General features: G+C 72.4%; 13 protein-coding genes. 9 read left to right on the plus strand and 4 right to left on the minus strand.

Annotated features, from left to right (window positions below; all coding sequences use genetic code 11):
- Positions 1-252: 252 nt before the first annotated feature.
- On the plus strand, positions 253-1,863 hold the full coding sequence (locus ACIRPP_RS07695) for an MFS transporter (RefSeq protein ID WP_403638843.1): 1,611 nt from the start codon (positions 253-255) through the stop codon (positions 1,861-1,863).
- Between the two features lie 76 nt (positions 1,864-1,939).
- Here the strand turns inward: ACIRPP_RS07695 and ACIRPP_RS07700 are convergent, their stop codons facing one another.
- Entirely contained in the window at positions 1,940-2,455 is a 516-nt protein-coding gene (locus ACIRPP_RS07700; RefSeq protein ID WP_403638845.1) for a MarR family winged helix-turn-helix transcriptional regulator, read from the minus strand.
- A 198-nt stretch (positions 2,456-2,653) separates the two neighbouring features.
- Between ACIRPP_RS07700 and ACIRPP_RS07705 the strand changes: the two genes are divergently transcribed.
- Positions 2,654-3,415: a dioxygenase gene (locus tag ACIRPP_RS07705; RefSeq protein WP_192231125.1), complete on the plus strand. Its 762-nt coding sequence runs from the start codon at positions 2,654-2,656 to the stop codon at positions 3,413-3,415.
- A 111-nt stretch (positions 3,416-3,526) separates the two neighbouring features.
- Here ACIRPP_RS07705 and ACIRPP_RS07710 read toward each other — a convergent pair whose 3' ends face one another.
- A complete protein-coding gene (locus ACIRPP_RS07710) occupies positions 3,527-4,045 on the minus strand; it encodes a GNAT family N-acetyltransferase (protein WP_403638847.1) in 519 nt (172 codons plus the stop codon).
- A 194-nt stretch (positions 4,046-4,239) separates the two neighbouring features.
- On the opposite strand from ACIRPP_RS07710, the gene ACIRPP_RS07715 reads away from it, so the two are divergent.
- Both ACIRPP_RS07715 and ACIRPP_RS07720 read left to right on the plus strand, forming a co-directional pair.
- A complete protein-coding gene (locus ACIRPP_RS07715) occupies positions 4,240-5,238 on the plus strand; it encodes an RNA polymerase sigma factor RpoD/SigA (protein WP_403638848.1) in 999 nt (332 codons plus the stop codon).
- Between the two features lie 528 nt (positions 5,239-5,766).
- Entirely contained in the window at positions 5,767-6,510 is a 744-nt protein-coding gene (locus tag ACIRPP_RS07720) for a TetR/AcrR family transcriptional regulator (protein ID WP_403638850.1), read from the plus strand.
- On the opposite strand, the gene ACIRPP_RS07725 is transcribed toward ACIRPP_RS07720, so the two are convergent.
- Complete coding sequence (locus tag ACIRPP_RS07725) at positions 6,466-7,626, minus strand: helix-turn-helix transcriptional regulator (protein WP_403638852.1); 1,161 nt, start codon at positions 7,624-7,626, stop codon at positions 6,466-6,468. The genes ACIRPP_RS07720 and ACIRPP_RS07725 overlap by 45 nt on opposite strands.
- 62 nt (positions 7,627-7,688) lie before the next feature.
- Here ACIRPP_RS07725 and ACIRPP_RS07730 point away from each other — a divergent pair, with 62 nt between their 5' ends.
- The 5 genes from ACIRPP_RS07730 to ACIRPP_RS07750 all read left to right on the plus strand — a co-directional run bounded on the left by ACIRPP_RS07730 (position 7,689) and on the right by ACIRPP_RS07750 (position 14,137).
- The gene (locus ACIRPP_RS07730) at positions 7,689-9,356 is read left to right on the plus strand and encodes an MFS transporter (protein ID WP_403638853.1); all 1,668 of its coding nucleotides are present in this window, start codon (positions 7,689-7,691) and stop codon (positions 9,354-9,356) included.
- A gap of 291 nt (positions 9,357-9,647) precedes the next feature.
- Positions 9,648-10,409 (plus strand): DeoR/GlpR family DNA-binding transcription regulator, encoded by a 762-nt coding sequence (locus tag ACIRPP_RS07735; protein WP_164351608.1) that lies wholly within the window; start codon positions 9,648-9,650, stop codon positions 10,407-10,409.
- Positions 10,406-11,353 carry a 1-phosphofructokinase gene (gene pfkB / locus ACIRPP_RS07740; protein WP_403638855.1) on the plus strand — a complete coding sequence of 316 codons (948 nt, stop codon included), beginning with the start codon at positions 10,406-10,408 and terminating at the stop codon, positions 11,351-11,353. Before ACIRPP_RS07735 ends, pfkB begins: the two co-directional genes overlap by 4 nt.
- A gap of 151 nt (positions 11,354-11,504) precedes the next feature.
- A complete protein-coding gene (locus tag ACIRPP_RS07745; RefSeq protein WP_403638857.1) occupies positions 11,505-13,670 on the plus strand; it encodes a fructose-specific PTS transporter subunit EIIC in 2,166 nt (721 codons plus the stop codon).
- A 122-nt stretch (positions 13,671-13,792) separates the two neighbouring features.
- A complete protein-coding gene (locus ACIRPP_RS07750) occupies positions 13,793-14,137 on the plus strand; it encodes a hypothetical protein (RefSeq protein ID WP_403638859.1) in 345 nt (114 codons plus the stop codon).
- A gap of 141 nt (positions 14,138-14,278) precedes the next feature.
- Here ACIRPP_RS07750 and ACIRPP_RS07755 read toward each other — a convergent pair whose 3' ends face one another.
- Positions 14,279-15,025, minus strand: a complete 747-nt coding sequence (locus tag ACIRPP_RS07755) for a DUF6227 family protein (RefSeq protein ID WP_403638861.1) — start codon at positions 15,023-15,025, stop codon at positions 14,279-14,281.
- Positions 15,026-15,102 lie beyond the last annotated feature (77 nt).

Below are 15,102 nucleotides of genomic sequence, written 5' to 3' on the forward strand. Positions count from 1 at the left end.
GTGGACGAGTCGCTCCCCGACGACACCCTTTTTCCTTCCACGTTCCCCCAGCCGTTTCCTACGGCGTTCCCTTCGACGATCCCTACGACGTTTCCGAGTCCCCTACGAAGGTTCCTGCGACATCCGTCTCCGGGTTCCTGCGACATCCGTCTCCGGACGCATCGGCGGCACGTCCGCGCATCCACGCGTCTGCGCCGCCCCGCACTTCCGTTACGGCCCTTTCCCTTACGACGTTCCGAAGTGGGTACCCCCATGTCTGAAACAGCCTCAGCAGGCTCCACCGCACCGGCAGGACCGGCGGGACCGGCGGCTGACCGGGCCGATCCCGGCGCGCCGGACTCCAACCGCTGGAAAGCGCTCGTCTTCATCGCGCTCGCCCAGTTGATGGTCGTCCTGGACGCCACCATCGTGAACATCGCGCTGCCGTCCGCCCAGCAGGACCTGGGCATCTCGGACGGCAACCGCCAGTGGGTCGTCACCGCCTACGCCCTCGCCTTCGGCGGACTGCTCCTCTTCGGCGGCCGGATCGCCGACCTGTGGGGCCGCAAGCGCGCCTTCGTGCTCGGGCTGGGCGGATTCGCCGCGGCCTCCGCGCTCGGCGGGGCGGCCACCAACGAGGCGATGATGTTCGGCGCCCGTGCGCTGCAGGGCGCGTTCGGCGCGCTGCTCGCCCCGGCCGCGCTGTCCCTGCTCGCCGTGATGTTCACGGACGGCAAGGAGCGCGCCAAGGCCTTCGGCATCTACGGTGCGATCGCCGGTGGCGGTGGCGCCGTCGGCCTGATCCTCGGCGGGTTCCTCACCGAGTACCTGGACTGGCGCTGGACGTTCTTCGTGAACATCCCGTTCGCCGTGATCGCCGCGGCCGGCGCGTACTTCGTCATCCGTGAGCCGTCCGGCGGCCGCAACCGCTCGCCGCTCGACATCCCGGGCGTCGTGCTCTCCACGCTGGGCCTGGTCGCGCTGGTCTACGGCTTCACCCGCGCCGAGTCCGAGGGCTGGAGCGACGCGCTGACGATCGGCATGTTCGTCGCCTCGGCCGTCCTGCTCATCGCGTTCGTGCTCGTCGAGTCCCGGGTCAGGGCGCCGCTGCTGCCGCTGCGCGTGGTGACCGAGCGCAACCGCGGCGGGGTGTACCTCTCACTCGGCCTGGCGATCATCGCGATGTTCGGCCTGTTCCTCTTCCTGACCTACTACCTGCAGGTCGTGAAGGGCTACTCGCCGGTCAAGACCGGGTTCGCCTTCCTGCCGATGATCGCGGGCATGATCACGGGCTCCACGCAGATCGGTGCCCGCCTGATGACCCGGGTCCCGCCCCGGCTGCTGATGGGCCCCGGCTTCCTGGTCGCCGCCGTCGGCATGCTGCTGCTGACCCAGCTGGAGATCGGCTCCGCGTACGCGTCCCTGCTGCTGCCCGGAATGCTGCTGCTCGGCCTCGGCATGGGTACGGCGTTCATGCCGGCCATGTCCCTGGCCACGCTCGGCGTGGAGCCCCGGGACTCCGGGGTCGCGTCGGCGATGGTCAACACCTCGCAGCAGGTGGGCGGTGCGATCGGCACGGCCCTGCTGAACACGATCGCCGCCTCGGCGACCACGGCCTACGTCGCCGACCACATCGGTGGCGCGGCCGGACCGTCCCAGCAGCAGCTGGTGCGGATGCAGGGGCTGGTGCAGGGCTACACGAGCGCGATCTGGTTCGCGGTGGGCATCCTGGTGGCGGCCGCCGTGATCGCCCTGGTCCTCGTCAACGCCGGCCGGCCCGGTGACGGCACGATGACGGCCTCGTCGTCCGACTCGGACTCGGACGCTGACGCCCTGGAGGGTGCGGCGAAGGAGGAGGCGGCGGTGCCGGTCGTCATGCACTGACGCGCCGGAGCCCCGTGGCGCGCTCCCCGCGCGGTCAGCCCCGAAGGGCCGGCCCGGAGGGGTCAGACCGGAGGGGTCAGCGCAGCCAGGGGAGGTCCGCTCCCGCTTCCGACGGCTGAAGTCCCTCGGCGATGATCTTCATGATCTCGCCGAGGGACTTCTGCTGTTCCGGGGTGAGCCGGTCGAAGACCGCCTGGCGTACGGCCTCCACGTGGCCGGGGGCGTGCCGGGCCAGTACCTCGAACCCCTCGTCCGTCAGGACCGCGAACTGGCCGCGCTTGTCGGAGGGGCAGTCCTCACGGCGTACCCAGCCGCTCTTCTCCAGCCGGGCCACGGCGTGGGAGAGGCGGGAACGGGTGATCTTCGCGGCCATCGCCAGCTCGGTCATCCGCAGCCGCCGCTCCGGGGACTCGGCCAGCGTGACCAGCAGTCCGTAGTACACGTGCGGCATGCCCGCGTCGCGCTGGAGCTGGCGGTCGAGATGGTCCTCCAGGAGGGTGGTGGCGTCGATGTACGCGCGCCAGACGCTCTGCTCGTCGTCGCTGAGCCAGCGGGGTTCCTCGGTGTGCGCCGAGCCGGGTGCCGTTTTCATGTCTCCACTGTACGACGCTTTCCTTGAAAATTAAACGAACTGTGGGTACAGTCGGCGGTGGAAGTTGAGAGTTAAAGCAAAGGCCAAGTGTCTGCCGGATGCGGATGCCGGAACCGGATAGCGGAAGCCGCATGTGCCGATGCCGGACCATCGCCGAAAGGAGCCGTCGCCATGACCGCCGCCGCCACCCAGGACCGCATGCCCGCGATCTACCTCAGCCACGGCGCCCCGCCCCTGGCCGACGACCCCGTCTGGCCCGGACAGCTGGCCGCCTGGTCCACCGACCTGCCCCGCCCGAAGGCGATCCTCGTCGTCTCCGCCCACTGGGAGGAGGCCCCCCTCGCCCTCGGCGCGACCGAGACCGTCCCCCTCGTCTACGACTTCTGGGGCTTCCCCGAGCATTACTACCAGGTGAAGTACGGCGCCCCCGGCGCCCCGGCCCTGGCCGAATCGGTCCGCAAGCTGCTGCGCGCCCCCGGCATGCCCGTGACGGACGTGCCCGACCGCGGACTCGACCACGGCGCGTACGTCCCGCTCGTCGAGATGTACCCCGAGGCCGACATCCCGGTCCTCCAGGTCTCCATGCCGACCCTCGACCCGGTGAAGCTGATGGAGATCGGGCGCCGCCTGGCGCCGCTGCGCGACGAGGGCGTCCTGATCATCGGATCCGGCTTCTTCACCCACAACCTGGCCGCGCTCCGGCAGGGCGGCATCCCCGCCTGGTCGGCGGAGTTCGACGCCTGGGGGCAGGAGGCACTGAACGCCCGCGACGTCGACGCGCTGCTCGACTTCACCCGGAAGTCGCCGGCGGGCCTGCTCGCCCACCCGCGCACCGAGCACTTCGCCCCGCTCTTCGTGACCATGGGCGCCGCGGACGCCGCGGGTGAGCTCGGGGAACAGAAGGCCGTGATCGACGGGTTCTGGATGGGGCTGGCCAAGCGGTCGGTGCAGTTCGGCTGAGCCGCCCGCCCGTGTGGAGGCGCCCGGGTGAAGGTGCTCGGGTGAAGGCGCCCCCGTGAAGGCGCCCCCGTGAAGGCGCCCGGGTGAAGGTGCCCGGGGGTGTCGCGGGGCCTACAGCTCCTTCTCGTACCAGGCCACGTCCCAGTAGCGGCCGAACTTGCGGCCCACCTCACGGTGGGTGCCGGCATGGCGGTACCCGAAGCGTTCGTGCAGGCGCACGGAGGCCTCATTCGGGAGGGCGATGCCCGCGTACGCGCGGTGCAGGTCCTCGCCCGTCAGTGCGTCGAACAGGGACCGGTACAGGAGCGAGCCGATCCCGCGGCGGCCCGCGTCCGGCGCGACGTACACCGTGGTCTCCACGGACGTCGCGTACGCGGGCCGCGTGCGGTACGCGCTGGACGTGGCGTAGCCGAGAATCCGCCCGGATCCGGCGCCCGTGGCAACCAACAGCCGGTGCGGGCCGTCTACAGGGTGGGAGAGCAGCCAAGGGCGGCGCTCTTCCGGGGTGAACGGCGCCGTGTCGAATGTGATGGCCGTCTCACGTACGTAGTGGTTGTACAGGTCGGTGAGAGCTGCCAGATCACCCTCGGTGCCCGGCCTGACCTGGATCTCCGTCGGTTCCGATGGCATGAAGCCTCCCGCAGTGCGGCGGGACAGGGTACTGCAAGATCAGAAAAATCGAGGGTCAGGTTGGGAATTCTGTCCTGATTCCAGTCGTTGTTTCCTACGGATGCAGGGCACCCGAGCAGAGTCCGAAGAGACCTGTGAAGAGGTGTCCGAGCGTCCGCACCACCCGCTGACCTCACCATCGCAAGGGAGCACGCATGGCAACCCGCGCCGTCGCCCGTCGTCAGTCCGCCACCGGCGAGACGGTCGCCGCGGCAGGCAGTGTTCGCGCCCACGGCGGCGAGATCGCCGACCGCGACCTGGTAGGCATGTACCTCGACGAGATCGCGCGCACACCGCTGCTCGACGCCGCCAAGGAGGTCGAGCTCTCGCAGATCATCGAGGCGGGTGTGTTCGCGCGGCAGATCCTGGACGGCCAGGAGGAGAACAACGTCGGAGCCACCCCCGAGGAGCTCCAGGCCCTGGTCGACGACAGCGAGCGGGCCAAGGACATCTTCATCCGCTCCAACCTCCGGCTGGTCGTCGCCGTCGCGCGCCGTTACCCGCGCAGCGGACTGCCCCTGCTCGACCTGATCCAGGAGGGCAACGCCGGTCTGGTGCGTGCCGTCGAGAAGTTCGACTACCGCAAGGGCTTCAAGTTCTCGACGTACGCCACGTGGTGGATCCGCCAGGCCATCACGCGCTCGATAGCCGACCAGTCCCGCACCATCCGCCTCCCCGTGCACCTGGTGGAGGAGCTGGGGCGGATCCGCCGGGTGCAGCGCGAGTTCAACCGCGAGCACGGACGGGACCCGGAGCCCACCGAGATCGCCGCCGAGCTCGGTTCCACGCCGGAGCGCGTCACCGACGTGCTCGACTGGGCCCGTGACCCGGTCTCGCTGAACATGTCGGTCGACGACGACGGCGAGACGCAGTTCGGCGACCTCCTGGAGGACACGTCCGCCGTGTCGCCCGAGCAGTCGGTGCTCACGCTGCTGCGCAGCGAGGAGCTCGACGACCTGATCGGCCGTCTGGACCAGCGCACCGCCTCCATCATCAAGATGCGCTACGGCATCGAGGACGGCCGCGAGCGCACCCTGACGGAGGTCGGCAAGGAGCACGGCCTGACGCGCGAGCGCATCCGGCAGATCGAGAAGCACGCGCTGCTGGAGCTGAAGAAGCTGGCCCGCGACACCGGTTTCGACGCGGTGGCCTGAGCGCCCCCGCTGCCGGCTGCCCTCTCGCGGTAGTCCCGGGCCTGTACGGCCCCGACGATGCAACGATGCGTCCGCGGCAGCCGGCCCGTTCGCCCGGGCCGGGCCGGGCCGGTGCCGCCGGTGCGCAAGGTGGCGGACGACCGCGCGAACAATGGCGGTTCCGCGCCGCTTCAACTCCCGGAGCTCCGGGAACAAGACCTGCAAGTGCGGGAGTTCGGGCCGGAGGACCGTCGTGGCCCTCTCGGGCCGACGAGGCCGATGACCACGCAACGACGGACCGATCCACGCACGACGGACCACTGAGCCACGTCCCGGCGCACACCCCCCCCGGCGCCGGGACGCCCCGAGCCGGGCTCGGCGCCCTCCCCCCGGGCGCCGGGCCCGGCTTTTCTTCTGCTCGCCCGGCTCGGCCCGGTGGCCGGGGCGTATCCCCGTGCTGAGGGCATGGAAAGCGGGCCACCCCGAACCTGAACCCCGGGGTGGCCCGCCAGATGGCAGATTGTGCCACATGGGCATAGCCTGCCGAGCGTGAGCAGCACCACCCCGACGCCACCGTCCTCCCCGCTCCCACCGGCGTCACAGGACTCCTTGTCGCCTTCGCCCTCCCTGACCGAGCGGCGCAAGGCCGAGACCCGTATGTCGATCGCCCGCGCAGCGGCCGGACTGTTCGTCCGGCAGGGGCTGCGGGCCACCCGGGCCGAGGACATCGCGCTGGCGGCGGGCGTGGCCCCGCGCACCTTCTACCGGTACTTCGCGACCAAGGAGGAGGCCATCGCCCCCCTCTACGAGACCGGCGCCGGGCGCTGGGTGGAGGCGGTGCGGGCGGCCCCGCCCGAGGAGTCCGTGCCACAGGCGCTGGAACGCGCGGTACGGCACACGCTGACGCCGGGCGCAGGGGTGTCGGCGGCCTCGTGGGACTGGATGCGCACGCTGATCCGGCTCGCCGGGTCGGATCCGGTGCTGCGCAGGGTGTGGGCCGAGGTCTGCCAGGCGTCGGACCGGGCCCTGGCCGACGTGCTGGAGGAGCGGGTCGCCGCGCGCCGGGCGGCCCGGGGGCATGTCCCCTCCTCCGAGGCCGACAACGTTGCCGTGCGGATCCGGCTGCGGTTCGCCGCCGCCGTCGCCGGTGCCGCCGTGCGGACGGCCACGGAGGGCTGGGCGTCCGGTGACGGTCCCGTCGACGGCCCGCAGGGTCCCGTGGCACTGGCCCTGGCCAACCTGGCCGCGCTACGGCACTTCCCCTGGGACGACGTGGCGGGCACCGGCGGCTGACGGGTCACCGGTCGCCGCCTCTGCTCCGCCGCCCGAGGCTGACGGGGGACCGGTCGCGGCTTCTGCTGCGCCGCCCGTGGCTGACGGGGGACCGTTCGCGGCTTCTGATCCGAGGCCTACGGCTGGCGGGGGACCGGCGGCGGCCGCTGCTCCGCCGCCCGCCGCCCTCGACATGCGTGCGCCCAACTCACGTACACAGTCGACCAGTTCCTCCGGTCCGTGCACGGTGAAATCATGGCCGAGGAGGAGCAGACGGACCGCCATCCACTTCTTGTCGTCCCCCACCGTGGCGCGCAGGCGGCAGCTGTGCTCGCCCTGCGGCTCCGGCGTGCCCAGCCAGGGCGGCAGCTGGGGAGCCACCACGTCGGCCGGGGCGGCGAAGGAGACGTCGAGTGCGTAGGACTCCTGGTGGCGGTGCATCGACCTGCGCAGGTACTCCGCCGCGTCGCCGGTGGGCAGCTCGCGCGGTGCGAAGCGTGCCCCGGTCGCGAACGGTTCGCTCACCCGGTCGACGCGGAACGTGCGCCAGTCGGCACGGTCGAGGTCGTAGGCCACGAGGTACCAGCGCCGCCCGGTCGACACCAGCCGGTACGGCTCGGTCAGGCGCCGGGACTCGGTGCCGTCGGCCGCCCGGTAGGCGAACCGGAGCCGCTCGCGCCCGGCCACCGTGGACGCCATGACGGTCAGCGTCTCGGGGGCGATGTTCGCCCCGTCGCCGCTGGTCAGCGGGGTGGTGGCGGCCTGGAGTGTGCTGACGCGGTGGCGCAGCCGGCCGGGCAGCACCTGTTCCAGTTTCGCCAGCGCCCGTACGGACGCCTCCTCGACGCCCTCCAGGGCGTGTCCGGCGCCCGCGCGCAGGCCGACGGCGATCGCCACCGCCTCCTCGTCGTCGAGCACCAGGGGCGGCATGGCCTTGCCGGCGACGAGCCGGTAGCCGCCCTCGGCACCCAGGGTCGCCTGGACGGGATAGCCGAGTTCGCGGAGCCGGTCGATGTCCCGCCGCACCGTGCGGCGGGACACCCCGAGGCGCTGGGCGAGCTCGCCGCCGGGCCATTCACGGGGTGTCTGGAGGAGGGAGAGGAGCGTCAGGAGCCGAGCCGGGGTGTCCGTCGTCATGCACGTCAGGATGCCGCAGGACTAGGACATGATCTGGCCTATATGCGTCATAGCGTCGGGACATGACCTACACGGACTCCACCTCCGGCTCGCCTCCCACGTCTGCCGAGCCCGCTGCTCCGGCGCCCGCTCCGGGCGACCGCCGCCGCTGGTTCGCGCTGGCCATCGTGATGACCGCCGCCTTCATGGACCTGGTCGACGTCACGATCGTCAACATCGCCATCCCGACCATCCAGCGCGACGAGGGCGCCAGCTTCAGTCAGATCCAGTGGATCACCGCGGGCTATGCGCTCGCCTTCGCCGCCGGGCTGATCACCGGCGGACGGCTCGGTGACATCCACGGCCGCAAGCGGATCTTCCTCCTCGGTGTCGGGGGCTTCACCCTCGCCTCGGCGCTGTGCGGGCTCGCCGTGAACCCCGAGATGCTGGTCGCCTCCCGGATCCTGCAGGGCGCCACGGCGTCCCTGATGGTTCCGCAGGTGCTGTCGATCGTGCACGCCACCTTCCCCGCGCACGAACGCGGCAAGGTGTTCGGACTGTTCGGCGCGATCGTCGGCCTCGGCGCCGTGTCCGGGCCGCTGCTCGGCGCGTTGCTGACCGAGTGGAACCTGTTCGGCCTCGAATGGCGGCCGATCTTCCTGATCAACCTGCCCGTCGGCCTCGCCGCCCTGATCCTGGGCCGCCGCTTCATCTCCGAGTCGAAGGCGCCCCGCGCCATGAAGCTGGACCTGGTGGGCGTCGGACTGGTCACCCTCGGCCTGCTGATGCTGCTGTACCCGCTCACCCGCGGCCGTGAGCTGGGCTGGCCGCTGTGGGGATACCTGATGATGGCGGGCGCGCTGGTGGTGCTCGCGGTGCTGGTGGTGTACGAGCGCGGCAAGGGCGCGCGGGACGGTTCTCCACTGATCGAACTGTCGCTGTTCCGGGTCAAGAGCTTCGCGGCGGGCATCGCCGTCCAGACCGTGTTCGGCATCGGCCTCGGCATCTTCTTCCTGGTCTGGACGCTGTACATGCAGGTCGGCCTGGGCTGGACCGCCCTGCGGGCGGGCCTGACGGGGGTGCCGTTCTCCATCGCCGTCTCCGTGGCCGCCGGCCTGTCGGTGCAGCTGCTCGTGCCGCGCTTCGGGCGGAAGGTGCTCCAGGCCGGGGCGCTGGTGATGGCCGTCGGCGTGCTGCTCTACATCTGGGAGTCCGAGCGCTACGGCATGGGCATCTCCTCCTGGCAGATGGCGCTGCCGCTGGTGGTCATGGGCGTCGGCATGGGCCTGATCGTCGCCCCGCTGACGGACGCGGTGCTGTCCGAGGTGCCGCACGCCCACGCCGGGTCGGCGTCGGGGCTGATCAACACGGTGCAGCAGATGGGCAACGCGCTCGGACTCGGCCTGGTCTCGGTGGTGTTCTTCGGCGTGATCGACGAACGCCTTGCCCGGGGCGAGGTGGGCCCCGCCTTCGCCGACGGGTTCCAGCACGCGCTGGGCTGGGTCGCCGCGGTGATGGGTTTGATCTTCCTGCTGATGTTCGCGCTGCCCGGGCGGCCGGCTCAGCACGTGGACGGCGCGGAGGTGCCGGGAGGGCCGGAGCCGGTGGATGCCGGCCGTGCGCCGGGGACGGCGGACGGGGCGGCGGGCGCCGCAAGCGGTACTGCGGACACCGTGGACACCGCAGCGACCGCCGGCGGAGGGCGGGGCGACGCCGCGGCGGAGGACCGGAAGCCGCAGTTCGTGCCCTGAGCCGCAGTGCGTGCCCTGAGCCGGGGGCGTGACCGTGGGCGAGGGGGGCGTGACAGGAGGCGAGACGACGAGGAGCGGCCGGAGGGCCGGGCACCCGCGCGGGACGCCCGGCCCTCCGGCCGTGCGCCGCTCTCGCGTCCCAGGCGGCCGATCGGGCGGTCGAGGCAAAACGGGCACAAGCAGAAGCCCACTCATGCCCGATTGCGCCCGGACCTGTTTACTTTCCTGAAATGGAGCCGTACCATTCATTTCTAAACCACACGTTCGGGCACGGTTCGGAGGTGAGTGGACATGTACGCACCGGAGCGCCAGCAGGCGATCATGCGGCTCGCCCGCGAGAGCGGGCGGGTGGACGTGGTGTCGCTGGCCGAGGAGTTCCAGGTGACCGCGGAGACGATCCGCCGGGACCTGAAGACCCTCGACCGGGCGGGACTGGTCCGCCGGGTGCACGGCGGTGCCATCCCGGTCGGCCGCCTCGACTTCGAGCCGGACCTCGCCGAACGCGAGACGACCGCCGCCGACGAGAAGGACCGCATCGCCAAGGCGGCCCTGGCCGAGGTTCCCGTCGACGGCACGGTCATCGTGGACGCCGGTTCCACGGTCGCCCGGCTCGCCGGCTCGCTGCCGGTGGAGCTCTCCCTCACGGTCGTCACGCACAGCCTCCCCATCGCGGCCCGCCTCGCCGACCACCCCGGCCTCCAGCTGCACCTCGTCGGCGGACGCGTACGGCACCGCACACGCGCCGCCGTGGACGCCTGGGCGCTGCGCGCGTACGGCGAGATCCGCGCCGACGTGCTGTTCGTGGCGGCCAACGGCTTCTCCCCCGAGCACGGGCTCACCACCCCGGACCTCGCCGAGGCCGCGGTGAAGCGGGCGGCGATGGCCGCCGCCCGCCGGGTCGTACTCCTCGCCGACTCCTCCAAGCACGGCCAGGAACACTTCGCCCGCTTCGGCGACCTGAACGACGTGGACCTGCTCATCACCGACAGCGGGCTGAGCCCGGACGACGCCCTCGCGATCGAACGCGGCGGCACGGAAGTGGTACGCGCATGATCCTCACCGTCACCCCCAACCCGTCCCTGGACCGCACCTACGAGGTCCCCTCGCTGGCCCGCGGCGAGGTCGTGCGCGCCACCGGCGAACGCGTGGACCCGGGTGGCAAGGGTGTCAACGTCTCCCGGGCCGTGGCCGCCGCCGGGCAGCGCACCGTCGCCGTCCTGCCACTGGGCGGCGCACCGGGCGCCCTGGTCGCCCAACTGCTCGACGCACAGGGCATCGAGGTCGCGCCGGTCCCCGTCGAAGGGCCCACCCGGTCCAACATCGCACTCGCCGAGGCGGACGGAGTCCTCACGAAGATCAACGCGCCCGGACCGGAACTGACGGCCGCCGAGCAGGAGTTGCTGCTGCGGACGGTGCACCGGCAGTCCGAGGGCGCCGACTGGATCGCCTGCTGCGGCAGCCTGCCGCGCGGCCTGGACCCCTCCTGGTACGCCGAGTTGGTCACCCGGGCGCACTCCGCCGGGGTGCGCATCGCCCTGGACACCTCCGGCCCCGCCCTGCTCGCCGCCCTGCGCGGACAGCCGGACGTGGTGAAGCCCAACGCCGAGGAACTCGCCGAGGCCGTCGGCCGCCCGCTCGCCACGGTGGGCGACGCGGCCAAGGCCGCCGGAGAACTGCGGGAGATGGGCGCCCGCGCCGTCCTCGCCAGCCTCGGCGCCGACGGGCAACTGCTGGTGGACGGGGACGGCACCTGGTTCGGCACCGCCCGCGTGGAGACCGTCCGCAGCAACGTGGGCGCGGGTGACTCCTCCCTCGCCGGGTTCCTCATCGCCGGCGGGCGCGGCCCGGAGGCCCTCGCCTCCGCCGTCGCCCACGGAGCGGCGGCCGTCCAGACCCCGGGCAGCGTGATGCCGTCACCGGGCGACCTGGACCCGTCGGCCGTCACGGTCACCGCCGACGTCCCGGCCGACCGCCCGCTGAAGGAGCCGGTCACATGAACCCGTCCGACGTGGCCGCCCCGCTCACCACCCCCGTCCGTCCCCCCACCCCCTTCCCCCGCCCCCCGTTCCCTGCCTCCCCCCACCGCATCCCCGTCCCCTCCCCCGCCCACGGCACCTCCCGGGCGATACGCGTGCGAAGGAGCCCGCGATGAGCGACATGATCACCGCGGACCTGGTCGACCTCGACCTGTCCGCCGACACCAAGGAAGCGGCGGCCCGTGCCCTCGCCGAGCGCATGGCGGCCCTGGGCCGGGTGACCGACCTCGACGGCTTCCTCGCCGACGTGGCCGCCCGCGAGGCCCAGATGCCCACCGGCCTCGACGGCGGCATCGGCATCCCGCACTGCCGCAGCGAGCACGTCACCGAGCCGACGCTGGCCTTCGGGCGGACCGCGGACGGCATCGACTTCGGCGCCGCGGACGGCCCCGCCGACCTGATCTTCCTCATCGCGGCACCCGCGGGCGCGGACGACGCCCACCTGACGATCCTGTCGTCGCTGGCCCGGCAGCTGATGAACACCGAGTTCACGACCGCCCTGCGCGAGGTCACCGACCCGGCGGGCGCGGCGGCCCTCATCCGCGGCGACGCGACCCCGGCGACGGCGGACGCAGCCGCACCGGCGACCCCGGCCGCCCCGGACAGCCCGGCGTCCGCAGACTCCGTGGCGGCTTCGGCGGCGGCCTCCGCCGAAGCCGCCACGGCCGACGACGCCAAGAGGGCCAGGAGCGCCAAGGGCCGCACCGACGCCCAGGACGCCACCGCTTCCGGAGCGGGCGCCGGCACCGGGACCGGCACCGAAGGGTCCGGCCCGCGCCCCTTCCGGATCGTCGCCGTCACCTCCTGCCCCACCGGCATCGCCCACACCTACATGGCCGCCGAGTCCCTGGAGAACGCGGGCCGCGAGGCAGGCGTGGAGGTCACCGTCGAGACCCAGGGTTCGGCGGGCTTCACCCGGCTCGACCCGGCGGTGATCGAGGCGGCGGACGGCGTGATCTTCGCCCACGACGTTCCCGTCCGGGAGAAGGAACGCTTCGCCGGCAAGCCGACCGTCGACACCGGCGTCAAGGCGGGCATCAACCGCCCCGCCGAGCTGATCTCCGAGGTCCGGCGCAAGGCCGAACGCGGCGAGGTCACCGCGCCCGCCACGGGCGACGGCACGCCCGTCGAACGCGGCGGCGAATCCGGCGACGGCTACGGCACCAAGCTGCGCAAGTGGCTGATGTCCGGCGTCAGCTACATGGTCCCGTTCGTCGCCGCGGGCGGTCTCCTCATCGCCCTCGGCTTCGCCATCGGCGGCTACGAGATCAACGAAGCGCCGTCGGTGATGGAACACTTCCTCTGGACCGAGGCGGCCAGCTGGGGCGCCCTGCTCTTCCAGATCGGCGGCGTCGCCTTCGGCTTCCTCGTCCCCGTCCTGGCCGGCTACATCGCCTACGGCATGGCCGACCGGCCCGGCCTGGTGCCCGGCTTCGTCGGCGGCGCGATCTCCCTCACCATCAACGCCGGATTCCTCGGCGGTCTGGCCGCCGGTCTCATCGCCGGTGCGGTCGTGATCGGGATCCAGCGGGTCCGGATCCCCACGGCACTGCGCGGCATCATGCCGGTGGTGGTGATCCCGCTGATCTCCTCGGCGGTCGTCGGCTTCCTGATGTTCGTCGTCATCGGCAAGCCCATCGCCGAGGCGCAGAAGGCCATGACCGACTGGCTCAACGGCCTCACCGGCACCAACGCCATCCTGCTCGGCACCCTCCTCGGCCTGATGATGTGCTTCGACCTCGGAGGCCCGGTCAACAAGGTCGCCTACACCTTCGCCACCGCCGGTATCGCCGTCGCGAGCCCCAGTGACTCCGCCATGAAGATCATGGCCGCGGTGATGGCGGCCGGCATGGTCCCGCCGCTGGCGATGGCCCTGGCCACCACGGTCCGCGGCAAGCTGTTCAACCGCACCGAGCGGGAGAACGGCAAGGCCGCCTGGGTCCTGGGCGCCTCGTTCATCTCCGAGGGTGCGATCCCGTTCGCGGCGGCCGACCCGCTGCGTGTCATCCCCGCCTCCATGGTGGGCGGCGCCGTCACCGGCGCCCTGTCGATGGCCTTCGGCGCGACCCTGCGCGCACCGCACGGCGGCATCTTCGTGGTCCCGCTCATCGGCAACCCGCTGCTCTACCTGGTCGCCATCGCCGCCGGAGTGGTCGTGACGGCAGCCCTGGTGATCCTGCTCAAGGGCCTGCGCAAGCCCGTCCCGGGAGCAGCCGCCGAAGGCGGCGACGGTGCGGCTGCCGCGCCGGCCCGGCCGGAGCAGCCGGTGGCCGCCTGAGGGCAGCTGCGGACCGCGGCGGGCCCCTGAGGGTTCGGGGGTATTCATCCCGACTGCGAGATAGCTCACCATCATCACGGTCCGGGGCCATAAGCCCCGGACCGTGGTGTGTACTGGGCCGCATGCCTGAGCACGACGCGATCTTGAAGGTGACGGGCAGGACCGCCCTGACCCTGGCAGCCGTGGCCGCCGTGGGCTGCGCGGCCGGCCTGGCCACCGTCCTGCGCCGTCGCGCCGGAGCGGTGCCGGTGCGGACGCGGTTCCCGGCGCGCGCGAAGACCCGCGCGAGGAACGGCAGGCCGCCCGCGCCCTGTCTGCTGGTCCCCGGGCACGCGCGACCGTGGTCGCTCCCTGCGGTGCCCCGGCAGCGGCAGACGGGCCCACAGGCGGAAGCCGTCACCCTCAGCCCGGCGGAACGCGCCGCCTTCGCCGGCCTGGTACGCCGCCTCACCGGCCACGACGACTGACCCGGCCGCGGGCGTCACTGAGCGGTGTCTGCCCTACGGGGCCGGTGTCGCCGCCGGTACCACAGAGCCCGCGCAGCTCCGGCGGGGGAGGAGCGCCCCGACAGGGAGCGGCAAGGTTCGACCGGACCGTACCCGTGCCGCCTACGGGACCTGCGCCGCCCGGCGCTCCATGGCGTCCCGGGCCGCGTCCTCCGTCACGTACACCTCGCACATGTGCCGCCCGTCGGGCGTGGCCGTGTGCTCGACCTCCCAGAGGGAGACCTCGGCTCCGTCGTGCAGCAGAAACGCGTGCTCGTACAGCGAGAAGCACAGACCCGACCGGCCCGAGTACGCCGGCCGGCCGAACGCCTGGGTGATCTGATGCGCGAACGCCGTCCGCAGCAGCGCCGCCGTCCGGGAGTCCGGCCGGTCCGCGTTCTCCGCCCGGCGCAGGAGACGGCGCGCGTGGTCCGCGGAGTCGTCCGGCACGTACGCCGGCCGGGGCGCCGGCACCGACGACAGCTGCACCGTCACCGGAAGCTCGAACTCCGGGGCGTCCGGCGGCAGCGGCAGCCGGGCGGTGGCGGTCCGCAGCTCCTCCTCGTCCACGTACACCTCGTGCTGCGGCTCATGGCCGGGGGCCGGGTTGTGCACCAGCTCCCACAGCGTGAGCGCCGAGCCGTCGGCGAGCAGCCAGGTATGGCGGTACGTCTCCCGGTGCAGGCCCGCGCTGTGGTGCGCGGAGTACAGCGAGCCGTCGTGCGCCAGCGCGCAGTCCAGCCGGGCTATCGTCTCGTCCGGCAACTCGAACGAGTTCAGGGCACGGCCGAGGAGGCGCGCGAGGTGCTCCTCCGGAGACTCGGGCGAGTCGGACGGTTCGTACGCTGCCGTCTCGTACGGAACGCTCAAGGTTTCTCCCGGCGTTGCTGCATGTCACCTTGTGGGTGCATACCGTAGCCCCTCGGTCGGACATCATGTCCGGGAAC

This window comes from Streptomyces sp. NPDC101219 (assembly GCF_044767675.1).
Lineage (GTDB): Bacteria > Actinomycetota > Actinomycetes > Streptomycetales > Streptomycetaceae > Streptomyces.